General features: G+C 64.6%; 23 protein-coding genes and 3 tRNA genes. 10 read left to right on the top strand and 16 right to left on the bottom strand.

All coding sequences use genetic code 11. The features are described 5' to 3' along the window. Positions 1-119: 119 nt before the first annotated feature. Positions 120-863, top strand: a complete 744-nt coding sequence (locus tag FK527_RS16235; protein WP_342778975.1) for an RNA pseudouridine synthase — start codon at positions 120-122, stop codon at positions 861-863. A gap of 412 nt (positions 864-1,275) precedes the next feature. Here the strand turns inward: FK527_RS16235 and FK527_RS16225 are convergent, their stop codons facing one another. The 9 genes from FK527_RS16225 to folC all read right to left on the bottom strand — a co-directional run bounded on the left by FK527_RS16225 (position 1,276) and on the right by folC (position 7,920). After that, positions 1,276-1,581, bottom strand: a complete 306-nt coding sequence (locus FK527_RS16225; RefSeq protein ID WP_186298462.1) for a helix-turn-helix domain-containing protein — start codon at positions 1,579-1,581, stop codon at positions 1,276-1,278. A gap of 59 nt (positions 1,582-1,640) precedes the next feature. Beyond that, a tRNA-Asp gene (locus tag FK527_RS16220) sits at positions 1,641-1,717 on the bottom strand. Positions 1,718-1,772: 55 nt separating this feature from the next. Beyond that, positions 1,773-1,848: transfer RNA gene (locus FK527_RS16215), tRNA-Glu, on the bottom strand. Between the two features lie 52 nt (positions 1,849-1,900). Then, positions 1,901-1,976 (bottom strand) — tRNA-Ala (locus tag FK527_RS16210). A gap of 63 nt (positions 1,977-2,039) precedes the next feature. After that, a complete protein-coding gene (gene gltX, locus FK527_RS16205; protein ID WP_144735598.1) occupies positions 2,040-3,461 on the bottom strand; it encodes a glutamate--tRNA ligase in 1,422 nt (473 codons plus the stop codon). Between the two features lie 53 nt (positions 3,462-3,514). Next, positions 3,515-5,020, bottom strand: coding sequence for an amidophosphoribosyltransferase (gene purF, locus FK527_RS16200; RefSeq protein ID WP_144735596.1), 1,506 nt, complete (start codon positions 5,018-5,020; stop codon positions 3,515-3,517). A gap of 64 nt (positions 5,021-5,084) precedes the next feature. After that, positions 5,085-5,573: a CvpA family protein gene (locus FK527_RS16195; RefSeq protein ID WP_144735602.1), complete on the bottom strand. Its 489-nt coding sequence runs from the start codon at positions 5,571-5,573 to the stop codon at positions 5,085-5,087. Positions 5,574-5,603: 30 nt separating this feature from the next. Beyond that, the gene (locus FK527_RS16190) at positions 5,604-6,506 is read right to left on the bottom strand and encodes an SPOR domain-containing protein (protein ID WP_144735594.1); all 903 of its coding nucleotides are present in this window, start codon (positions 6,504-6,506) and stop codon (positions 5,604-5,606) included. Between the two features lie 79 nt (positions 6,507-6,585). Then, positions 6,586-7,920 carry a bifunctional tetrahydrofolate synthase/dihydrofolate synthase gene (folC, locus tag FK527_RS16185; protein WP_144735592.1) on the bottom strand — a complete coding sequence of 445 codons (1,335 nt, stop codon included), beginning with the start codon at positions 7,918-7,920 and terminating at the stop codon, positions 6,586-6,588. Between the two features lie 36 nt (positions 7,921-7,956). Between folC and FK527_RS16180 the strand changes: the two genes are divergently transcribed. The 3 genes from FK527_RS16180 to FK527_RS16170 all read left to right on the top strand — a co-directional run bounded on the left by FK527_RS16180 (position 7,957) and on the right by FK527_RS16170 (position 9,341). Then, a complete protein-coding gene (locus FK527_RS16180; RefSeq protein WP_425460459.1) occupies positions 7,957-8,352 on the top strand; it encodes an arsenate reductase in 396 nt (131 codons plus the stop codon). 179 nt (positions 8,353-8,531) lie between these two features. Next, positions 8,532-8,744, top strand: a complete 213-nt coding sequence (gene rpsU / locus FK527_RS16175) for a 30S ribosomal protein S21 (protein WP_091813978.1) — start codon at positions 8,532-8,534, stop codon at positions 8,742-8,744. Positions 8,745-8,879: 135 nt separating this feature from the next. Next, the gene (locus FK527_RS16170; protein ID WP_144735590.1) at positions 8,880-9,341 is read left to right on the top strand and encodes a GatB/YqeY domain-containing protein; all 462 of its coding nucleotides are present in this window, start codon (positions 8,880-8,882) and stop codon (positions 9,339-9,341) included. Positions 9,342-9,363: 22 nt separating this feature from the next. On the opposite strand, the gene pmbA is transcribed toward FK527_RS16170, so the two are convergent. Continuing rightward, positions 9,364-10,812: a metalloprotease PmbA gene (gene pmbA / locus FK527_RS16165; RefSeq protein ID WP_144735588.1), complete on the bottom strand. Its 1,449-nt coding sequence runs from the start codon at positions 10,810-10,812 to the stop codon at positions 9,364-9,366. 133 nt (positions 10,813-10,945) lie between these two features. Between pmbA and yjgA the strand changes: the two genes are divergently transcribed. From yjgA to FK527_RS16150, 3 genes are all read left to right on the top strand, one after another. Beyond that, complete coding sequence (gene yjgA, locus FK527_RS16160) at positions 10,946-11,605, top strand: ribosome biogenesis factor YjgA (protein ID WP_144735586.1); 660 nt, start codon at positions 10,946-10,948, stop codon at positions 11,603-11,605. Next, a complete protein-coding gene (gene mog, locus FK527_RS16155; protein WP_144735584.1) occupies positions 11,598-12,215 on the top strand; it encodes a molybdopterin adenylyltransferase in 618 nt (205 codons plus the stop codon). Before yjgA ends, mog begins: the two co-directional genes overlap by 8 nt. Before the next feature lie 123 nt (positions 12,216-12,338). Beyond that, on the top strand, positions 12,339-13,433 hold the full coding sequence (locus FK527_RS16150; RefSeq protein ID WP_144735582.1) for an NAD(P)-dependent alcohol dehydrogenase: 1,095 nt from the start codon (positions 12,339-12,341) through the stop codon (positions 13,431-13,433). A 127-nt stretch (positions 13,434-13,560) separates the two neighbouring features. On the opposite strand, the gene cysE is transcribed toward FK527_RS16150, so the two are convergent. Both cysE and FK527_RS16140 read right to left on the bottom strand, forming a co-directional pair. Continuing rightward, positions 13,561-14,334: a serine O-acetyltransferase gene (gene cysE / locus FK527_RS16145; protein ID WP_144735580.1), complete on the bottom strand. Its 774-nt coding sequence runs from the start codon at positions 14,332-14,334 to the stop codon at positions 13,561-13,563. A 205-nt stretch (positions 14,335-14,539) separates the two neighbouring features. Continuing rightward, positions 14,540-15,331 (bottom strand): RNA methyltransferase, encoded by a 792-nt coding sequence (locus FK527_RS16140; RefSeq protein WP_144735578.1) that lies wholly within the window; start codon positions 15,329-15,331, stop codon positions 14,540-14,542. A gap of 261 nt (positions 15,332-15,592) precedes the next feature. Between FK527_RS16140 and FK527_RS16135 the strand changes: the two genes are divergently transcribed. Continuing rightward, on the top strand, positions 15,593-16,573 hold the full coding sequence (locus FK527_RS16135; RefSeq protein WP_144735576.1) for an inositol monophosphatase family protein: 981 nt from the start codon (positions 15,593-15,595) through the stop codon (positions 16,571-16,573). A 91-nt stretch (positions 16,574-16,664) separates the two neighbouring features. On the opposite strand, the gene FK527_RS16130 is transcribed toward FK527_RS16135, so the two are convergent. Then, positions 16,665-16,979, bottom strand: coding sequence for an I78 family peptidase inhibitor (locus FK527_RS16130; RefSeq protein ID WP_144735574.1), 315 nt, complete (start codon positions 16,977-16,979; stop codon positions 16,665-16,667). 220 nt (positions 16,980-17,199) lie between these two features. Between FK527_RS16130 and FK527_RS16125 the strand changes: the two genes are divergently transcribed. Continuing rightward, complete coding sequence (locus FK527_RS16125; RefSeq protein ID WP_144735572.1) at positions 17,200-18,009, top strand: N-acyl amino acid synthase FeeM domain-containing protein; 810 nt, start codon at positions 17,200-17,202, stop codon at positions 18,007-18,009. On the opposite strand, the gene FK527_RS16120 is transcribed toward FK527_RS16125, so the two are convergent. Both FK527_RS16120 and FK527_RS16115 read right to left on the bottom strand, forming a co-directional pair. Continuing rightward, positions 17,984-20,977, bottom strand: a complete 2,994-nt coding sequence (locus FK527_RS16120; RefSeq protein ID WP_144735570.1) for an EAL domain-containing protein — start codon at positions 20,975-20,977, stop codon at positions 17,984-17,986. The two genes, FK527_RS16125 and FK527_RS16120, sit on opposite strands and share 26 nt — an antisense overlap. Next, the gene (locus tag FK527_RS16115; RefSeq protein ID WP_144735568.1) at positions 20,977-21,243 is read right to left on the bottom strand and encodes a hypothetical protein; all 267 of its coding nucleotides are present in this window, start codon (positions 21,241-21,243) and stop codon (positions 20,977-20,979) included. The genes FK527_RS16120 and FK527_RS16115 overlap by 1 nt, the downstream gene beginning before the upstream one ends. A gap of 32 nt (positions 21,244-21,275) precedes the next feature. On the opposite strand from FK527_RS16115, the gene FK527_RS16110 reads away from it, so the two are divergent. Beyond that, positions 21,276-22,100: an undecaprenyl-diphosphate phosphatase gene (locus tag FK527_RS16110; RefSeq protein ID WP_144735566.1), complete on the top strand. Its 825-nt coding sequence runs from the start codon at positions 21,276-21,278 to the stop codon at positions 22,098-22,100. A 46-nt stretch (positions 22,101-22,146) separates the two neighbouring features. Here the strand turns inward: FK527_RS16110 and FK527_RS17380 are convergent. Then, positions 22,147-22,347, bottom strand: a 201-nt coding sequence (locus tag FK527_RS17380) for a hypothetical protein (protein ID WP_222116171.1), incomplete at its 5' end; no start/stop codon positions are given.

The following is a 22,347-nucleotide window of genomic DNA, read 5'->3' as shown; positions in this document are numbered from 1 at the left end:
AAGCTCAGGCAGGCCACCGAGACACACATGCAGATGCTGCACGATAACCCTGAGCGGGTGCGTTCTTACTTCGAGGACCCGCGGGTGAGCTATGCCGCAGAGCAAAACTTAGTTGCCGGGTGAATAGCATAGGCGCGCTCCCCCCCGCACCTGGAGGCGCACAGCGTCTGTCTAAGGTCGTCGCCGCCCGGGTGCCGTGTTCACGCCGCGAGGCGGAGCGGTACATCGCCGAAGGCTGGGTGCGCGTGGACGGGCAGTGTGTCGAAGCGCCGCAGGTGCGCGTCAGCGCTGACCAGCAGGTCGACATCGATCCGCAAGCGCGCCTGCAGCCCGTCGTGTCTGCTACCTTCCTGCTGCACAAGCCTGCGGGCATGGAAGCTGGCGCGGCGTTGGACCTGCTGGAAGAAGCTGCGCACTGGCGCGGGGACACCACGGGCGTCCGCCGCAGCAAGGCCCATCGGATCGGGCTCAAGGCCCTGTTGCCGCTGCCGACGCAGGCGAGCGGCCTGTGCGTCTTCAGCCAAGACTTGCGCGTGGTGCGCAAGCTTACCGAAGACGCGGCGTTCGTCGAGCAGGAACTCATCGCCGAAGTGAAAGGCACGATGGCCGCCGACGGTCTAGCGCGCCTCGGCCAAGGCCTGCTGCGGGACGGGCGGCCGCTGCCGCCGGCGCGCGTGAGTTGGCAGAGCGAGACGCGCCTGCGCTTCGCCGTGAAAGACATTGGGCCGGAATGGATTGCGTGGATGTGCGCCCAGGTCGGCCTCGAACTCTGCATGCTGCGACGCATCCGCATCGGTCGCATCGCCATGGCGGGCCTACCGCCGGGACAATGGCGCTATCTGCCAGCGGGCGAGCGCTTCTAGCCAAGAAATGCTCGCGGTCTGAATTTATCGGTGCGGGCCGCGCTCCGGGAGGCGGACGAACCCGTCGTCCGCGTCAGGGGGAACGATACAGTCGCGGAGCGGGCAGATACCGGATGGGGTCAGCGACCGCGAGATCAACATTCTTCCAGCGGCCGGTCAACGTCGCCGCCCCGAGCGCGTGCTCCAGCGACCGTAGATCACGGACGCTCGGAACGCCCCTGATCTGGGCGATGACGCTGGCCGGATTACCTGCGCTCAGCAAAGCTATCACCTTCCGGTTAAGTGTCCGGCAATAGTCGCCGCAGCCACTCCGACCACCACCCGCGAGTGACTCCATTCAGCCTGTAGCGGCCCAATGCCAAACATCAACTTCACGATACTTGCGAAATGACGAAGCCGCCCAAAGGCGGCCTCATGAACAGGGATAAAGCACGGACGCATCAAACGCCGACAAAGGCCATGGTTCAGACTGCGAGTGCATCAATGCCTTTTTCTCGACGATCTGCAGCAGCTTAGCCGCGGCACCGCCGGGATGTTTTCCGGACGCAGGGGACTCCCACTTTTGCACCGTCGACGTAGTCACATTGAGGAAGCCTGCAAAGACCGATTGGCTCATCTTCGCCTTCTTGATCCGGATTTGAGCGACACGTTCGGGCGTGCAGGTCGGCGGCGGCGACGAAAGCGCCTTGATGCGGCCTAGGTCGTGAGCGGAAAGCACCTCGTATCAGAAAATGAAAAGACCATTGCAAATCATAGACTTGCAATGGTTTTCATTTATGGCGGAGTGGACGGGACTCGAACCCGCGACCCCCGGCGTGACAGGCCGGTATTCTAACCAACTGAACTACCACTCCGCGTCGGTACAGCGTTTGCTTCGTTTCTTGCGAAACGAGCCAAGTGCTGCAAACTTGGCGACCCTACGGGGATTCGAACCCCGGTACTCACCGTGAAAGGGTGATGTCCTAGGCCTCTAGACGATAGGGTCAAACCTGAGGAACCGAAAAACCTTTGACAGCCCAGCCGAGCTGTTTCTGACTTGGTGGAGGTAAGCGGGATCGAACCGCTGACCTCTTGCATGCCATGCAAGCGCTCTCCCAGCTGAGCTATACCCCCTTGGCAACTGAAAGCATCGTGTGCTTGTCGTCGTCATCAGAGCCTCGCATTATAGGCCCATATTCAGCGATTTTTCAATCGTGCGAGAACTTTTTCGCGCCCCAGCAGTTCGAGCACGGCATCGACCGAGGGCGTGTGGGGCGTGCCCATGGTCAGCACGCGCACCGGCATGGCCAGCTGGGGCATTTTGAGACCATGGCGCGCAAGCACCTGTTTGAAGGCAGCGCCGATCGCCTCTTTGTTCCACTCGCAAGCGGCCAAGGTCTGCGCCAAATCTTCGAGCGCGGGCAAGATGGCTTCGGTCACATGCTGGGTGCGGTCGCTCTCCGCGGGGGTGACGTCGGCGTAAAACCTGGAGGCCCAATCGGCGAGCGCCACGGTCGTGTCGCAGCGGTCCTTGAAGAGCGCGCAGATGCGCGGCAAGCGGCCGTCGGCCAGATCGGCGGGCGCGATGCCACGCTGAGCGAGCTGGGCTGCGACGAGCTCTGCCAACGCCTCGTCGGCCATCGCCTTGAGGTGCTGGGCATTGACCCAGCGCAGCTTGGCCTCGTCGAACTGCGCGGCGCTGCGGCTCAAGTGATCCAGGTCAAACCACTGCAAAAATTGCTCGCGCGTGAAAATTTCGTCGTCACCGTGGCTCCAGCCCAGGCGCGCGAGGTAATTGATGATGGCGTCGGGCAGGTAGCCCTCTTCGCGGTATTCGGTCACGGGCTTGGCGCCGTTGCGCTTGCTCATTTTCTCGCCGCGCTCATTGAGCACGGTGGGCAGGTGCGCGTAGATCGGCGGTTCGTGCCCCAGCGCGCGGAAGATGTTGATCTGCCGTGGCGTATTGTTCACGTGGTCGTCGCCGCGAATCACGTGCGTGATGCGCATGTCGATGTCGTCGACCACGACGCAGAAGTTGTAGGTGGGCGTGCCGTCGGGGCGCGCGACCACGAGGTCGTCGAGCTCTTCATTGCGGATCTCGATGCGCCCCTTGACCTTGTCGTCCCAGGCGACCACGCCCCCTTGCGGATTTTTGAAGCGCAGCACGGGCTGCACGCTAGGTGGTATGGGCGGCAGCACTTTGCCCGGCTCGGGGCGCCAGGTGCCGTCGTAGCGCGGTTTTTGCTTGGCCGCGAGCTGCTTTTCGCGCAGGGCGTCGAGCTCGGCCACGCTCATGTAGCAAGGGTACACATGGCCTGCGGCCTGCAGCTGCGCGAGCACTTCCTTGTAGCGCGGCATGCGCTGCATTTGGTAGTAAGGCCCCTCGTCGGGCTCCATGCCGAGCCAGTGCATGCTCTCGAGGATCACGTCCACGGCGGCCTGCGTGGAGCGCTCCAGATCGGTGTCCTCAATGCGCAGGATGAACACCCCGCCTTGCGAGCGCGCGAACGCCCACGGGTAGAGTGCCGAGCGGATGTTGCCCAAATGGATGAAGCCCGTGGGTGACGGGGCGAAACGGGTGCGCACTTGCGCAGAAGGAGGGGAATTTCGTTCGGTCATTGCAAAGGGTTTCGGGGCCACGAGGAGGCGATGGAGGTCAGGCTTTCTGCGAGTCAGGCTTCCTGCGCGTTGGGCAGCGCCAGGCGCGAGCTGTCTGCGCCGCCCTCCTCCGTCTCGACGCGGCCTTCGTTCAGGCAGGCAATGGTTTCAGGGGTGACGTCGCCAGTCACGTACACGCCGTCAAAACAGGATGCGTCGAACTCCTGTATCGCCGGGTTCAGCGAGCCTATGGCTTTTTTCATGCCGTCCACGTCCTGGTAGATGAGCGCGTCGCAGCCAATGATCTGGCGCACTTCTTCGACGCTGCGGCCATGCGCGACCAGCTCGTTCGCCGTGGGCATGTCTATGCCATAGACGTTCGGATAGCGCACGGGCGGCGCCGCGCTCGCCATGTAAACCTTGCGTGCGCCGGCCTCGCGCGCCATCTGCACGATCTCTTTGGAGGTGGTACCGCGCACGATGGAATCATCGACGAGCAGCACGTTGCGCCCCTTGAATTCGCTCGCGATGGCATTGAGCTTCTGGCGCACGGACTTCTTGCGCACGCTTTGCCCCGGCATGATGAAAGTGCGGCCCACGTAGCGGTTTTTGACGAAACCCTCGCGGTAGGGAATGCCGAGCAAGTGCGCGAGCTGCGTCGCGCTCGGACGGCTCGATTCGGGAATGGGGATGATCACATCGATTTCATTGGGCGGCACGGTGGACACCACACGCTTGGCCAGCGCCTCGCCCAGGTTCAGGCGCGCCTGATAGACCGAGATGCCATCGAGCACCGAGTCGGGCCGCGCGAGATAGACGAACTCGAAAATGCAGGGGTTGAGCCGCGGCGCATCGGCGCATTGGCGCACCAGCACCTGTCCGTCGAGGGTGATGAACACGGCTTCACCGGGCTCGATGTTGCGCTCGAACACATGCGAGGTGCCTTCGAGCGCCACCGATTCGCTGCCCACCATCACGGTGCCGTCCTGGCCGCGCCCCATGGCCAGCGGGCGGATGCCATGCGGGTCCCGAAAGGCCAGCATGCCATGTCCGGCGATCATCGCAATCACTGCATAAGAGCCGCGCACACGCCGGTGCACCGCACGCACTGCCGTGAATAGTTCTTCGGGCGTGAGCGGCGCGCCGTGCGTGGCGCGTTCGAGCTCGTGCGCCAGCACGTTGAGCAGCACCTCGGAGTCGCTCTCGGTGTTGATGTGCCTGTGGTCGGTCTGGAAAAGCTCGGTGCGCAAGGCGCGCGCGTTCGTCAGGTTGCCGTTGTGCACCAGCACGATGCCGAAAGGCGCGTTGACGTAAAACGGCTGGGCCTCTTCTTCACTGAAGGCATTGCCCGCGGTGGGATAACGCACCTGCCCCAAACCCACGTTGCCGGGCAGCGCGCGCATGTTGCGCGTGCGAAACACGTCGCGCACCATGCCCTTGGCCTTGTGCATGTAAAACTTGCGCCCCTGCTGGGTTGCGATGCCCGCGGCATCCTGGCCACGGTGCTGCAGCAACAGCAAAGCGTCATAGATCAGCTGATTGACGGGCTCGGTGCTGACCACGCCCACGATTCCACACATAGTTCAGTTCCATCCCTTCGCGGGCAGGGCCGCAAAATGTTTCTGGTGCTTCCCAAAGAACCCATCACGGCGGCAGATGCCGCCCCCAGTCTCGCGGCAAAACAGGTTTGACTTGGCTCAACATGCTGCTGAGCAAAGGCGCGCTGTACGAGGCCCGCCACCAATGCGCCTGGTGCACGGGCGTCCAGGCGGCCAGCACTGCCACGATCAGCAGCAACACCACCCCCCGCAACGCGCCAAAGGCGGCTCCGAGTGTGCGATCCGCCGGGCGCAAGCCCGTCGCATGCACCAGCTTTTGCATGCCCCAAGCCACGAAGCCACCTGCAAACACCGCCACGATCAGCACCAACACGAAACCCACGGCATGGCGCACGCTGCTTTCGCTTTCGGCAAAAGGCAGGAGGAGCGCAGCGTCGGCGGCAAAGCGCTGGGCCAGCCAGAACGCCAGCACCCAGCCCAGCACCGACAGCGCTTCGAACACCAGTCCGCGCGTGGCGCCCAGCAGCATGGACACAAGCAGTACCGCCAAGCAAAGCCAGTCGAGTGCCGCCATCATGCAACCCTTTGCACGCCCACAACAAACTTACAGCCCCAGCACCGACGCCGACAGGCCGAGGCCGTGGATGCGTGCGGCCGCCTTGTCGGCCTCGGCCCTGCTCGCAAACGGCCCGACGCGCACGCGCGTGCGCTTGCCGTCTTTGGTGTCCAGCACCTGCGTGTATGTTTTGAGCCCGGCGCGCTCGAGTTTGGCACGCACCTCGCGCGCCTTGTCAGCGTCGGCAAACGCGCCGACCTGCACGATGAAGCGGGCCGCATCGGTGGGCCCGGCCGCCGCGGAAGTCTTGGCCACAGACGAAGCGGCACCGCCTTCAAGCAGGGCGCGCACGCGCGCTGCTTCGTCGGGTGCGGACTTGCGCTGTGGCGCCGCGGCAGCGGCAGGCTTGGTTTCGTGCACAGGGGCGGGCTTGGACTCCGCTTTCTTGGTGGGCGCGGGAGGCCCTTCGGTGCGCCCGTCCACCTGCGGCTGGACCGATGGCGGCAGCGGGGCCGCGGATTTTTCCGCCGGCCCGGCAACCGGTGCATCCACGAGCTCTTCGCCGCGACCCAAACCTGCCGCTGCCGATACAGCAGAAGCAGCGCCGGCTTTATCGGGCGCAGCATCCTTGGGGAAGGCTGACGGCTGCGATGCGCCGGCGAGCGGCGTTTGCGGCGACGCGGGCGCGGGCGCGGGCACGACGAGCGGAGCCGCTTTGTTGCGGTCGGGAATCTCGATCGGGATGTCCGCAGCCACGGGGCGCGGCTGGGTGTCGAAAAGCAGCGGAAAACCGATCACCCCCAGCAACACCAGCACGGCCGCGCCAATGAGGCGGTGGCGCGCCCGTCGGCGCATGGCCTCGACGCTCTCGGCCGCACCAGCGCGCGAGCGCTGCGCGGACTTGTCCGCCTGCGCGTTCTGGCCGGGCCAGCGAATCTTGAAAAATGCCATGGAGGTGAACCGTGGGCGTGGGTCAAACGGGCTCAGAGGCTGGGAGTTATTCGGCCGCGGCCGAAATACTCTCAGCCTCTCAGTCCGCATTCGCGCTGTCGGCGTGGCTCGCATGCAGCCGCGGCACGCCATGCGCCAAGACCCCGCCCACCGTGTAAAAGGAACCAAAGACGACGATTCTATCAACGGGGTCTGCCGCGGCAGCCGCCGCCTGCAAGGCCTGCAAAGGATCGGGGTGCACGCTGCTGGGCACGGCTGGATGCCCTGCTGCGCCCTGCCAGGCCTGCCATTGCTGCTGCAAGGCCGCCGCCGAAGCGGCGCGCGGCGTGGGCAAGTCAGTGAAGTACCAGCGATCGATCAGCGGCGCCACCTTGGCGAGCATGGCCGGCAAGTCTTTGTCGGCCATGGCGCCGAAGACCGCATGCGTGCGCGGGAAGAAACCCATCGCATCCAGATTCGCCGCCAGCGCCGCCACCGAATGCGGGTTGTGCGCCACGTCGAGCACCAGCGCGGGCTGCCCCGGCACGACCTGGAAGCGCCCGGGCAGCTCCACCAGTGCCAGGCCGTTGCGTATGGCCTGCGCCGTCACGGGCAGGCGCTCGCGCAGCGCCGTCCACGCAGCCAGCACGCCCGCAGCATTGACCAACTGGTTTGCACCGCGCAGGGCTGGGTACGCAAGCCCCGTGTAGCGACGCCCGCGCCCGGCCCAGCTCCATTGCAGCTTGTCGCCGGAAAAATTGAAGTCGCGCCCGAAAAGCCACAGATCGGCGCCGATTTCGCGCGCATGGTCGAGCACGCTTTGCGGCGGCATGGGGTCGCTGAGCACCGCGGGGCGGCCCGTGCGCATGATGCCGGCTTTTTCGCGCCCTATGCTTTCGCGGTCGGGGCCAAGGTATTCGGTGTGGTCCAGGTCTATGCTCGTGATGATGGCGCAGTCGGCGTCGACGATGTTGGTCGCATCGAGCCGCCCGCCCAAACCGACTTCGAGAATCGCCACGTCGAGCAGCGACTGGCTCAGCAGGCGCAGGATGGAAAGCGTGGTGAACTCGAAATACGTGAGAGGAACCTCCTCACCGTTTTGCACTCTGGCGCGCTCCACAGCTTCGAAGTGCGCTATCAAATAAGATGGCTTCACGGCCTCGCCGTGCACGCGGCAGCGCTCCTCGAAATGCACGAGGTGCGGCGAGGTATAGACGCCCGTGCGGTAGCCGGCCTGCAGGGCGATGGCTTCGAGCAGCGCGCAGGTCGAGCCCTTGCCGTTGGTGCCCGCGACGGTGATCACTGGGCAGTCGAAGCGCAAGTCCAGCCGCTGCGCCACGGCACGCACGCGCTCCAGGCCCAGTTCTATGGTTTTGGGGTGCAACTGCTCGCAATGACGTAGCCACCCTTCGAGCGTGTGAATGGGGGTTTGCATACCTGGGGATTGTCGCCCAGCCCCGCTTGGCGCATGATGCCGGGCATGCAAAAACCGCACGATACGCATATCACCATTTACGGCATTCCCGCCTGCACCAGCGTCAAAAAAGCACGCGCTTGGCTCGACGAGCACGGCTTGACGTACGAATTTCATGACTTCAAGAAGCAGGGCGTCCCACCCGAGCGCCTGGACGCCTGGCTGCACGCGGTGGGCTGGGAGAAATTGCTCAACCGCCAAGGAACGACCTGGCGCAAGCTCGAGCCCGCAGCCCAAGCGGCCGTGCACGACGCGGCGGGCGCGCGCGAGCTGATGCTGGCACACCCGAGCGTCATCAAACGCCCTGTGCTCGAGTGGCAGCAGGGCGGCGCCATGCACATCAGCGTGGGATTCGTGCCCGAAGTCTGGCAGGCGCGGCGTGCGCAGGCGTAGCACAAAGTGCACTGACGAAAGACGCATGCGGTATTTCCAGCCGTTATAATCCGAGCCCTTTGCTGGCAAAGCCCTGTCGGCCAATACTAGTTCGAGACGGGGCAAAACCGCCGCGCATGGTGTGCAGGCCCGATCTTCCTGCACGCCCTCTGCGGGCATCCATTGGAAACCATTAGCTAATGACCACTATCCGTGTAAAAGAGAATGAACCTTTCGAGGTCGCACTGCGCCGCTTCAAGCGCACCATCGAAAAGCTGGGCCTGTTGACCGACCTGCGCGCGCGCGAGTTCTACGAAAAGCCCACCGCCGAGCGCAAGCGCAAAAAGGCGGCTGCCGTCAAGCGCCACTACAAGCGCGTGCGCAGCATGCAGCTGCCCAAAAAGCTGTATTGATCGGCTGTCTCGATCGGCTCTCAGAGGCGCTGATCGACCGACACTGCGGCCTTGCCCGCTTGCAAACCCGCGCTTTGGGACGCCAGGCGCGGGTTTCGTTTTTTCGCTTTTTCTTTTTCCTGCCAGGAGAACGCCGTGTCCCTCAAAGACCAGATCACCGAAGACATGAAGGCCGCGATGCGCGCCAAAGACAGTGCACGCCTGGGCGCAATCCGCCTGCTGCTTGCCGCGATGAAGCAAAAAGAGGTCGATGAGCGCATCACGCTCGACGATGCCGCCGTGGTCGCCGTCGTGGACAAAATGATCAAGCAGCGCAAGGACAGCATCACCGCCTTCGAGCAAGCGGGTCGCCAGGACTTGGCGGACAAAGAAAAAGCTGAAGTCGAAGTGCTGCAGGCTTATTTGCCCGCGCGCCTCTCGGCTGAAGAGGTGCAGGCCGCGGTGCAGGCCGTCGTGGCCGAAGTCGGCACCGAACTGTGCCGCAAGCCGGGCCCCGCCGACATGGGCAAGCTCATGGGCGCAGCCAAGGCGCGCCTTGCGGGCAAGGCCGACATGGGCCAGGTTTCGGCCGCGGTCAAGGCCGCGCTGGCCGGCTGAATTGCCCCGTCAAAACCTGTTCTCAACTGCCCGCCACCTTCATGCGGCGGATCAGCAGTGAGCCCACGGTCTTGGCGCCGAGGTTGTAGGCGTCGGCGCCTACGGCGACGATGTCCTTGAACATTTCTTTGAGGTTGCCGGCGATGGTGATCTCTTGCACCGGGTAGGCGATCTGGCCGTTTTCGACCCAAAAACCGCTCGCGCCGCGCGAATAGTCGCCCGTGACTGAGTTCACGCCCTGGCCCATGAGCTCGATCACGAACAGGCCGGTGCCGAGTTTTTGCAGCATGGTGACGAGGTCGTCGCCGGGCTGCGTGAGGCGCGAGCGCAGCGTCAGGTTGTGCGAGCCGCCCGCGTTGCCCGTGGTTTTCATGCCGAGCTTGCGTGCCGAATAGCTGCTGAGAAAGTAGCCCTGCACGCGCCCGTCCTCGACGACCTGGCGCGGCGCCACGCGCACGCCCTCGTCATCGAAAGGCACGCTGCCCTTGCCGCGCAGCACGAACGGGTCTTCGTCGATCAGGATATGGCGCGGGAACACCTGCTTGCCCAGCGAGTCGAGCAAAAAGCTGCTGCGCCGGTACAGCGCGGCGCCGCTCACGGCCTGCACGAAGCTGCCGAGCAAGCCCGCCGCGAGCGGGGCTTCAAACAGCACCGGGCACTCGGTGGTGGCGATCTTGCGGCTGCCCAGGCGGCTCAAGGCGCGCTCGGCCGCGTAGCGCCCCACGGCGCGCGGATCGGCGAGCTCGCGCGGGTCGCGCATGGAGCTGTACCAGGCGTCGCGCTGCATTTCGGCGTGCTTGCCGGGCAGCGCCGCGATGGGCGCGACCGCGATGCTGTGGCGTGAACTCGGGTAGCCGCCGCAAAAGCCGTTGCTGTGCGCGCTGAAAAAGTGGCTTTGCTGCGCCGACACGCTCGCGCCTTCGCTGTTGGTGATGCGCGGGCTGGTCTCCAGCGCCGCGGCTTCGCAGGCGAGCGCGATGCGCGCGGCCTCGGCGCTGTCTATGGGCCAGGGGTGAAACAGGTCGAGGTCGCGGTGCGTGTCGGGCGCAGCGATGTCTTGCGCGTCGGGCAGGCCCGCGTGCGGGTCTTCAGCGGTAAAACGCGCAATGTCGTAGGCCCCCTGCACGGTGCGCGCAATGGCCGCGGCGGAGAAGTCCGAGGTGCTCGCGTTGCCGCGCCGCTGGCCCACATACACGGTGACCGCGAGCGACTTGTCGCGGTTGCGCTCGACGTTTTCGAGCGCGCCCTTGCGCACGCTGACCGACATGCCACAGCCCTCCGAAGCCTCGGCCGCAGCCGCCGTGGCGCCGAGCTTTTGGGCTTGCGCGAGGGCCTGCTCGACCAGGTCTTCGAAAAACGCGCGGCTGTAGCTGAAGCCCGCCTCGGGGCTGTTTGCCGTAGCGGCGTCGGAAGGCGATGCGTTACGCAAGGAACGAGTGGGGCGCGAGGCCCGGCTTGAAGGTGTTTTCATAGCGGCGGCTATGATACTTGCCGACGCCGCGGGCTGCCTTTGTCATGCCAGCTGCGGCGCTTTTCTTTTCCATTCCGAGGACTTACGCACCCAAGGATGCCCCCGACGTGCGTAAGCCGTGATTCCAACCCCCATGTCACGCAAACCCACCAGAGGCTATTACGTCAAAGGCCAGTTCGTCGCCGCAGGCAGCGAGCTCGATGTGCAACTGCAGGCCGAGCGCAAAGGCACGCAGGGCGCAAGCCGCACCGACCGCAAGCGCGAGAGCGCGGCACTGCAGGCGCTGGGCGAAGACTTGCTCGGCCTGCGCGCCGACCTGTTTGCACGCTTGCCGCTGCCCGATGCGCTGCGCGACGCGCTCGCCGAGGCTCAGCGCATCACGAACTTCGAGGGCCGGCGCCGCCAGATGCAGTACGTGGGCAAACTCATGCGCCAGCTCGACGCGGCGACGATCGATGCGATGCGCGCCGCGCTCGATGAGCAGCACAACGGCTCGGCGGCCGAAAACCAGCTGCTGCACGCCGCCGAACAATGGCGCGAGCGCCTGCTCGCCGACGACGCGGCCCTGCCCGCGTGGATGGCTGCGCACCCTGCCACCGACACACAGCAGTTGCGCGCGCTGATCCGCCAGGCACGCAAGGACGCGCCGCCGGCCGGCCAGGTTGCCGTATCGCAAGGCCTCGCACCGCGCAAGGGCCGCGCCTACCGCGAGCTCTTTCAACTGCTGCGCGCGCAGCTCGCCGCGCGCGACGCTTTGCCAAACTCCTTCGCTTCCGAGCCCGAACATGAGTGACTCCAACCCCAGCCCCCCTGCCCCGCAACGCACTTTGGATCCGGTCAAGATCGGCATCGTTTCGATCAGCGACCGCGCAAGCAGCGGGGTGTACGCCGACCAGGGCCTGCCCGCGCTGCAGGACTGGCTCGCGCGCGCGCTGCAAAACCCCATCACCTTCGAGCCACGCCTGATTCCCGACGAGCAAGAGCGCATCAGCGCGACCTTGATCGAACTCGTCGCCGCAGGCTGCAGCCTGGTGCTGACCACGGGCGGCACCGGCCCCGCGCCGCGCGACGTGACGCCCGAAGCCACGCTGGCCGTGGCGCACAAGGAGCTGCCGGGCTTTGGCGAGCAGATGCGCCAGATCAGCCTGAAGTTCGTGCCCACGGCGATCCTCTCGCGCCAGGTGGCGGTGGTGCGCGAACGCTCGCTCATCATCAACCTGCCGGGCCAGCCCAAGGCGATTGCCGAGACGCTCGCAGGCCTCAAGGACGCTGACGGCAAGGTGCTCGTGCCCGGCATCTTCGCCGCCGTGCCCTACTGCATAGACCTGATCGGCGGCCCCTACCTCGAGACGCACGAAGCCGTGTGCAAGGCTTTCCGGCCCAAGTCGGCGCAGCGGGCTTGACGTCGATCAAACGAAGCGCTGCGCAGACTTCCTCCTGCCTTTGAATGGAGTTATACCCACCTGAAGGGGGTGCAATGGGCGCGATGGGCGCGCTCCGGCCCCTGCCATCGAAGGAGAGCCACCATGCGCAAGATGAAAGCCGCCGTATTCGTCGAACCCGGCCGTATCGAACTCACTGAAAAACCGATTCCCGACGTGGGCCCCAACGATGCGCTCGTGCGCATCACCACGACCACGATCTGCGGCACCGACGTACATATCCTCAAGGGTGAATACCCGGTCGCCAAGGGCCTGACGGTGGGCCACGAGCCCGTGGGCGTGATCGAAAAACTCGGCAGCGCCGTGACCGGCTACCAAGAGGGCCAGCGCGTCATCGCGGGCGCCATCTGCCCCAACTTCAACTCCTACGCGGCGCAGGACGGCGCGCCTTCACAGGACGGCAGCTACCTGATTCCGCAGGGGCTGTGCGGCTGCCATGGCTACAAGGCCACGGCGGGCTGGCGTTTTGGCAACCTGATCGACGGCACGCAGGCCGAGTACGTGCTGGTGCCGGACGCGCAGGCCAACCTAGCGCCCATCCCCGACGGCTTGAGCGACGAGCAGGTGCTGATGTGCCCCGACATCATGTCCACGGGCTTCAAGGGCGCCGAGAACGCCAACATCCGCATCGGCGACACGGTGGTCATTTTTGCGCAGGGGCCGATCGGGCTGTGCGCGACGGCGGGCGCGCGCCTGCTGGGCGCGAGCACCATCATCGCCGTCGATGGCAACGAGCACCGCCTCGGCGTGTCGCAGAAATTGGGCGCGGACGTGACGCTGAACTTCAAGAACTGCGACGTGGTCGATGAGGTCATGAAGCTCACTGGCGGCCGCGGCGCCGATTCGGCCATCGAGGCGCTGGGCACGCAGGGCACCTTCGAGTCGGCGCTGCGCTGCATCAAACCGGGCGGCACGCTGTCGAGCCTGGGCGTGTATTCGACCGACCTGCACATCCCGCTGTCGGCCTTCGCCGCGGGCCTGGGCGACCACAAGATCAACACCGCGCTGTGCCCCGGCGGCAAGGAGCGCATGCGCCGCTTGATGAACGTCATTGCTGCGCAGCGCGTGGACTTGGGCGTGCTGGTCACGCACCACTACCGGCTCGACGACATCGTGGCGGCCTATGACCTGTTTGCGCACCAGCGCGACGGCGTGCTCAAGGTGGCGATAAAGCCTTGACGCGGCGGGCTGGAATTTCAAGCCAAAAACGGCTATAGCGCCCTATCAATGGGCGCTTATAGCTCCTCTAAACATAGCGTCCTGGCAAACCACCGCCGCGCGTCGGTATGGGCGGGGCTCGCTGCGCTCACTTGCCGATCAGGGCGTTGAGCTTGTCGGCCTCGAAGTGCTCTTCGCGCGCGGCGTCGCGTGGCACGCATTCGGCGGCGTGCACATTTTGCGAGAGCTTTTCGACGGCCTGCCACAGCAGGGCAATTTGGTGCTCCTGCGTGGCGGCGTTGTCGATCAGGCCGCGCAGCGCGAGCGAGAGCGGGTCGTCGTTTTGCGTGATGCCGTAGGCCGAAAATCCCATGCGCGAGGCCGCCGCTTCGCGCCGCGCGTCGGCCTCGGCGATGATGATGCGCGCGGGGTTGCCCACGGCGGTGGCGCCCGCGGGCACGGGCTTGGTGACCACGGCGTTGCTGCCGATCTTGGCGCCGTCACCCACCATGAAGCCGCCCAGCACCTTCGCACCCGCGCCGACGACCACGTCGCGGCCCAGCGTGGGGTGGCGCTTGGCGCCCTTGTAGAGCGAGGTGCCGCCCAGCGTCACCCCGTGGTAGATGGTGCAGCCGTCGCCGACCTCGGCCGTCTCGCCGATCACGATGCCCATGCCGTGGTCGAAGAACACGCGCGCGCCGATCTTCGCGCCCGGGTGGATTTCGATGCCCGTCAAAAAACGCGAAAGGTGCGAGATGAAACGACCCAACCACTTGAAGCCATGCTGCCAGCACGCATGCGCCCAGCGGTGCAGCACCAGCGCGTGCAGGCCCGGATAACAGGTCAGCACCTCCCAGGCCGTGCGCGCGGCCGGGTCGCGTTCGAGGATGCACTGGATGTCGGAGCGCAGGCGGGAAAACATGGTCTGGTGGGTGGGGTCGCGGCTTGCAACGGCTGGCAGTCTAGCAGCCTGTCGGACTTTGGAATCGTCGGCTGCGAATGCGCCGCAGCGGCCCATTTTTTACCGTCTTCTTGCCCCATAGTCCCGCTATGGGGCGGCGAATCCGGCAAAAACTGGCCTCGCTGGGGCCCATTCTCGCTATCGACGCCCAAAGTCCGACAGGCTGCTAGCGTTTTGCCTGCGCGGCCTCGATCATGGCCTTGGCAACACCGCGCAGGATGTGGATTTCTTCGCGGCGCAGTTGCGCGCGGTTGAAAAGCTGTTGCAAGCGCGGCATGAGCTTTTTCGGCGCCGCGGGGTCGAGAAAGCCGAGCGCCGTGAGCGCCTGCTCCCAATGCGCGAGCATGCCCGCGACCTGCGCGGCGTCGGCGAGCGTGGGCTCCTGAACCGACGTGGGGGACACCGCCGGCGCGAAGCCGCCGAGCGCGAGGCGCCACTCGTAAGCGATCACCTGCACCGCCGCCGCGAGGTTGAGCGAGCCGAAATCGGGGTTCGCGGGGATAGCCAGCGCCACGTGGCAGCGATAAACGTCCTCGTTGGCCATGCCGTAGCGCTCCGGGCCGAACAGAAAGGCCACGCTTTGCGGGCGCACCACATTCAAGGCAAAATCGGCCTCTTGTGCTTGATGGCTGTGCGCTGGCAGCTCTTTTTGGAGGAGCATTTCGAAATGCGCGCGCGGCGTGCGTGTGGGCGGGCCGAAGTCGCGCGGCGTCATCGCCGTGGCGCACAGGTGCTCCATGCCGACGAGCGCCTCGTCGAGCGTGGCCACAATGCGCGCCTGGCGCAGCACGTCGAGCGCGCCGCTCGCGCGCTGGAGGGCCTCTTCGCGCCGCAGCACGTTGCTCCAGCGCGGCGCGACGAGCACGAGGTCGTCGAAGCCCATGACCTTCATGGCGCGCGCAACGGCGCCCACGTTGCCGGCGTGGCTCGGTTGAATCAGGATGAAGCGGGTTTGCATGGTGGAGAAAACGGGGACCAGCCCAATCTGGAGACAAGGCGCAAAAGGCCACGGCTTACGCAAATCGAGGTTCAGCAAGGCGTTCGCCCCATGGCAAAACACCTCGCTGCATCCTTGTTTGCGTAAGTCCAGAAGGCAAATGGCGCCGCGCCGGTGCGCGGTTGATAAAATCCGCGCCCCGATTGTCGCCGCAGCGCCAGCGCCGCCCCGCGCGCCTCTTTTGCGCCTTCCTGCGCCTCTTTGCCCCTTTCCCCGCACACCATGTCGTCCAACCTGCACCCCATGCTCAACGTGGCCATCAAGGCCGCCCGCGCCGCCGGCGCCCTCATCAACCGCGCGGCGCTGGACGTGGAAGCGGTGCGCGTGTCGCAAAAACAGATCAACGACTTCGTCACCGAGGTGGATCAGGCGGCCGAGCAGGCCATCATCGACACCTTGCTCGCGGCCTACCCCGGCCACGGCATCTTGGCCGAAGAATCGGGCCGCCAGCACGGCGCCAAGCATTCCGAGCATGTCTGGGTCATAGACCCGCTGGACGGCACGACCAACTTCATCCACGGCTTTCCGGTGTATTGCGTGAGCATCGCGCTCATGGTGCAGGGCAAGGTCGAGCACGCCGTAATCTACGACCCCACGCGCAACGACCTGTTCACCGCCACCAAAGGCCGCGGCGCCTACCTCAACGAGCGCCGCATCCGCGTGAGCAAGCGCACCCAGCTCAAGGACTGCCTGATTTCCACGGGCTTTCCGTTCCGCCCCGGCGACGACTTCAAGGCCTATCTGCAGATGATGGCCGAGCTGATGCCGCGCACCGCGGGCCTGCGCCGCCCCGGCGCCGCGGCGCTCGACCTGGCCTACGTGGCCGCGGGCTTCGCCGACGGTTTTTTCGAGACGAGCCTGAGCATCTGGGACGTGGCTGCGGGATCGCTGCTCGTGACCGAAGCGGGCGGGCTGGTGGGCAACTTCACGGGCGAGGCCGACTTCCTCGAACAAAAAGAATGCCTCGCGGGCACGCCGCGCATCTACGGCCAGCTCGTGCACGTGCTCGGCAAATACAGCAAGTTTGCCAACGCAGGCGACAAGGCCGCCGTGCGCCAGGCCCTGCAAGATGCGCCCGCCAATGCCCTTGCCGATGGGCCTGCCGTGCCCATGTCCGGTGCAGCGCACACCGCGCCCACCGAGGACGATGCCGCAGGCGCGCCAGAGGATGAAGGCAAGGCGAGCGGCGAGGCGGCCACGTAAAGATACATACAGCCGATACATACAGCCGCCAGCGCGCTGCTCTTGCTGCGCTGCGCGCGGACTGCTCCCCGGACCCTGGCCGCGCGGCCCCTCAACCGCAGCGCACGGCCGTGATACGCCCCTGGGCATCGACGGTCAGATTCAGCCGCTCGGCATTGAACTCCAGCGTTACCGCCTGCCCCTGGCGCAGCACCCGCGCCATGGCCGCGCCCGAAAGCACGCGCGCCTGCTCCACCACCGAAGCCGTGCCCTGCTTGCCGATCACGGCCTGTGCCGGCCCCGCATGGCAAACCCCGCCGCGCGGGCCGGGGCTGGGGAAGGCCGCATTGCCTTGATCCAACGGCGCGGCGCAACCTGCGAGCAAGCCAAGGCCTGATGCAGCCATAAAAAGGGAAAAGATACGCATCCAAAATCTCCTGTGGTATTGGGCTGAGGGAGGCCCAGCGCGGACGGTGCGCAACGATAGCGCAGCACACCCCCAGCTGCGTCACTACCGGTAAATGCAGCAAACGATCGCCGGAAATGGCGCCCCAAAAGGACGCTTATTCCGGCTTTGATCCCTACCCTGCTGCCTACAGTCCAGAAAACCATCGTGCCGTCAGGCGCAACACCTCTGGAGGGTTTTCATGCACGCCGCTCATCCCCAGCTTGCGACACCACATTCGCAGTTTTCAAACGCCGCAACGGCGCATGGCGCCACTTCTTTTGATGCGGCAGACCTGCCCGTGGAACGCCTGCCTTTCAGCGTCCGACTGGTCTCCAGCATCGAAGACCTCATGAAAGCCGTGCACATCCGCCAGGCGGCCTACGCCCGCCACCTGCCGGAGTTCGCCAAGACCCTGGGCTTGCCCGAGTCTGCGGACTATGAGGACGGCGTGGCCATCCTGCTCGCGGAATCGCACCTCGACGGCTCGCCGCTGGGCACCATGCGCGTGCAAACCAATCGTTTCAAGCCGCTGACGCTCGAGCAATCCTTGGAACTACCTGACTGGCTGCGCCACCAGACGCTGGCAGAAGCAACCCGGCTGGGTGTGACCAATGACAAAGTGGGCCGCCTTGTGACCACGGTGCTGTTCAAGGCGTTTTTCCAGTATTGCCTGGGTACGGGCGTCGATTGGATGGTCATCACCGCGCGCGCCCCCGTGGATCGACAGTACGAACGCCTGCTTTTCGAGGACGTTTACCCAGAAAGGGGCTACATCCCGATGCGTCATGTGAATAATCTGCCGCACCGCGTGATGTGCCTGAACGTGCACACCGCCCACACACTGTGGCAAGCGGCCCGGCATCCATTGCTGCCCTTCATTTGCTACACGAACCATCCAGATGTGCAAGTGCAGCCCATGCCGCAAGACAGCGGCTTCGGCAGCTTGGACGGCATACCCGCGATGCCCTTCCCACACCTGCGGGCTAGTGCAAGCGCTTTGACGAGCTAGGCGGTGCAGTCATTGGAAGCTCGGCCGTTCCATCGAGAAGCTGAACGTACCGGGCTACTGATTCATCTGCAATGAACTCCGCCGCAGAGCGCGCCGCCAGGATCTGCTCGGGTGGCCGGGCGCGCGAGATCGCAAAGCCCTGCACATAGTCCACGCCAATCTCCACCAGCGCCTGCACGGTATCGCAATCCTCGGCCCATTCGGCGATCAGCTTCATGCCCAGGTTGTGCGCCAGGTTCACCATGGCCTCGACGATGGCAATGTTGGCCGGATGCTGCACCATGTCAACCACGAAGCTGCCGTCTATCTTGATGATGTCCGCAGGCAAGTCCTTGAGGTAGGAAAACGAGGTGTAGCCGGCCCCAAAATCGTCGAGCGCGACCTTGGCGCCCAAGCCGCGCACGCGGTCTATGAACTGCCGCGTGTTGCCCAGATCGTGCAGGGCCACGCTTTCGGTGATCTCCAGACACAGGCGCCGCGCCGCATCCGGATGGCGCTCCAGCAGCGCGAACGCATCCTGCACGAACCGGTTGTCATTGAGCGAAGTGCCGTTGAGATTGACGCACACAAACAGCGTGCGCTCCAGCGTTGCCGCGTGCGTTTCCAGCCACTCCAGCGCACTCGCAAGCACCCAGCGATCTATCACCCCCATGCGGCCACAGCTTTCGGCCGCGCCGATCAGCCTGCCGGTCGGCACGATCGCCCCTTGTGCATCCCGCATACGCAGCAACACCTCGAAGTTCAAGGACTGGCGCGGCGCGGTCAGCGACATGATGGGCTGCATCTCCAGGTACAAACCCTGCAGCGCTGCTTCCTGGTTCGACTGCGAAAGCTGCCCCACCAATTTGCCAGTGGCTTCCAGTTCCGCAAAGATCGGTGAGTCCTTCGCATACACCACCAAGCGGCGGCCGCCTTCGGACTTGGCATCACGGCATGCACGGTCCACGATGGAAAGCACTTCTTTGAGGGCGCTGCCGCGTGCGAGCTCTATGAGCCCCACCGACCCATATACATGGAAAGCCTGCTCCCCCACGCGATAGGGCCGACTGGCCAGCGCGTTGACGATGGTCTGGCACAAGGCCGTGGCCTGCGCGATCTTCATCCCGGGCAGGAGCACGATGAATTCATCACCGCCGATGCGGCCCAGTTTGGCCGTATCTGGCAGCAGACTTGCCACGCGCTCACTGACCTGGCGCAAAACATCATCCCCCGCCCGGTGGCCGAAAATATTGTTCACGAGCCGAAAGCGATCGAGGTTCAGATAGGCCAGCGCCGTGGCCCAGGCAGGCCCATCGGCGCCCAGCGCCGCCTCGATGGCACGCTCTATGCCCACGCGGTTGAGCGCCCGGGTCAGCGGGTCATGCAGGGCCAGGAACTCCAGGTGTGCGAGCGCACGCGATTTTTCCGTCACGTCCTGCAGCGAGCCCTCGATGCGGTCCCCGGCAAGCGTGGCCTTGACGAGAAAGCGGTGGGCTGCGGTGACGCGCGCACTGGCGCGCCCCTCTTCTTCGAGGTCGGCCGCATGCTGCACCCCCACCATATGGCGCAGGCGCAGCCAGGCGTCCTTGCTGAAATACTGGTCCCAGCGATTGCTGCCCGGTGCGAGCACTGCCGGACCGAGCATGGCCAGCAAGGCCGGATTGGCGCTCAGGAAATGCCCTTCCAGGTCCAGCGTGAACAAGCCGATGGGTATGGCCTCGTAGGTGTGCTGCAACTCGGCCTGCGCGGTCAGCCTTTGCTCGTGCTCCTGCCGCGCCTGCATGGCAACAGCGAGCGATGCCAACAAACTCGAAGAAAGCGCAGCAGTGACGCTGTTGACGGTACCAATCAGGCTTTGGTAGCCCCAAGCAGCGGCTACCACCTCATACAAACTGGCAAACAATGTAATGAAAGTCGAAGCGCTGTACCACGCAACGGCGGGCGAGCGCTCTCGCAGGACGATGTGCCACAAGAAGAAAATGAGAATTGCACTTCCTACAATCGTAGTCCACCAAATCAAGGGCAAGAAAGATTGGTAGGGCAGGTATATCGATAGCAGAAGTAAGGGAAAACAACTCCATTTCGCCAAAAGAAGCAATTTTCGGAAACCCACCTTTTTCAACCCATCTCCGAAAAGGGATATGAATAGCGCATAGGTGAGTGCATAAAACAATGCAAGTGTCACAGCCCGTATTTGCGTCAGCCACTCCAAAGGCACGAGCCTGCCAAACCACTGATCATCCCACCCCGCCGACAAAGCCGCCATACGCAAATTGACAAACAACCACACCGAAAACAGCAGATATGTTTTATTACGTATGGCCACTGCAATGAAAAGCATGAACAGCGCGAGCATGAGCAGGCCGCCCTCGAGCAGGCCGGAATTGCGCTGAAACTCCCACGCAGAGAGTTGCAATTGGCTCTCGGGCCACTGCAGCACTGTCAGACGGGCTGGGCCGATGAAACTAGCCCGGCAAAGAATGTTACCTGGCTCCAACGGGTATCCCAGATCAAGGACAAACCCCGCTTTCATAGCGTCCAGGCGTCCGCTCGTCTTTTCACGATCGGCTTGCCCCACAGATGCCAAGCTGCGCGTATCCCAACACGCGATTTCCATCAGGTGGCGCGAAGCAAACTCGACCAACTGGCGCTCCTGGTCATTCGAGGCGAGGGGCTGAAACAGCAGCCAGAAAGGTGCCTCGGAAAGCCTGGTGTCCAAGCGCGCGCGCTCGGCCTGGTTTGACAGCGCTTGCAAGGCCTGCTGCGGCGTCCACTCAGCGGTCGTTTGTTCCAACGCCCGAAAGCGCAGCGCCTTGCCTGCAACCTGCGGATATTCGGGTGACCACACTGCGAACGCCATCAGCGAAACCAGGCCGATCGCAATCAGTGGCAGATACAAGAGCGCACCAAAGAAAATCCGCTCCAGCCACTGCTCGGGGCGCGATTCAACGATCGACGCGCTCTTTTTATTTTTCTCTTGAGACAACATCACAAACCGAGCGTTCGGCAAACAAGGAAAAAGTTGGGCATTCGGACATCTTCCGCGAAATAGCTGGTTTCAAGGGTAACAATTCGTGATTCACGGCGCCGGTTTAGGCGCCCGAACCAACGGGCAGCCATTCTCGCATCGAAATTCATGCGCACCGCCTGCTGCAACGGAGCCCTTGTCAACGTCAGGTCCGGCGCGCCGCCTGCGGCCTCACGCCGCCCCGCCAGGCCAAGCCGGCAGCCCGCACGCAGGATAATCGCGGCCATTTGCTCTCACAGCCCCTTTCCCCGGAGCCTCCATGGACATCGTTTTGCTGCTCAAGGCCGCCGTCATGGGCGTGGTCGAAGGTTTGACCGAGTTTTTGCCCATTTCCTCCACCGGCCACCTGATCCTTGCGGGCGCGCTGCTGCACTTTGACGATGCCAAGGCCAAGGTGTTCGACATCGCGATCCAGACCGGGGCGATTTTTGCCGTGATCCTGGTTTATTGGCCCAAGATCCGCGCCACGCTCGTGGGGTTGCCGCGCGAGCGCAGCGCGCAGCGGCTCGCGCTCAATGTGCTGATCGCGTTCCTGCCCGCGGTAGTGCTGGGGCTTTTGGCGGGCAAGGCGATCAAGGAGCATCTGTTCACGCCGCTGGTCGTGGCGAGCACCTTCATCGTGGGCGGCTTCATCATCCTCTGGGCCGAGCGCCGCGCCCCGCGCGCGACGCGCATCGCGAGCGTGGAGGAACTCACGCCGTTAGACGCGCTCAAGGTCGGCCTCGTGCAGTGCCTCGCCATGGTGCCGGGCACGAGCCGCAGCGGCGCGACCATCATCGGCGGCATGCTGCTCGGGCTGTCGCGCCAGGCGGCGACGGACTTTTCCTTCTTCCTTGCCATTCCCACGCTGATCGGCGCAGGCGCATACAGCCTCTACAAAGAACGCGCGCTGCTGTCGCCGGCCGACATGCCGCTTTTTCTGACCGGGCTGGTGTTTTCGTTCGTGAGCGCCTGGCTGTGCGTGCGCTGGCTGCTGCGCTACATCAGCACGCACGACTTCATCCCTTTTGCCTACTACCGCATCGCCTTCGGCCTGCTCGTGCTGCTCACGGCCACCACGGGCTGGGTGCAGTGGATCGATTGACGCTTGAGCTTTCAACCCAGATTGTCCATTAGGCGGCCCTTCGGGCCTACGCGGGCGCTGGCGGACGGCTGACGGTCATTTTTGCCGCTGCTTCGTCGTCCATGGCACTGGCCATGCACTCCAGTCTTTTCCAAATCAGGTATGAGCCTGAAGCCCCCGCAAAAAGCAGCGAGGCGCAACGAGTCGAATCGTTGTAGACGTCGGCAGTGTATTGGAGATTTTTCTCACCATCGTGGAGGGCTGTGGG

Origin of the sequence: Extensimonas perlucida (assembly GCF_007655255.1) — a bacterium.
In the GTDB taxonomy this organism is placed as follows: domain Bacteria; phylum Pseudomonadota; class Gammaproteobacteria; order Burkholderiales; family Burkholderiaceae_C; genus Extensimonas; species Extensimonas perlucida.
This window is presented reverse-complemented; position numbering and strand designations above follow the sequence as displayed.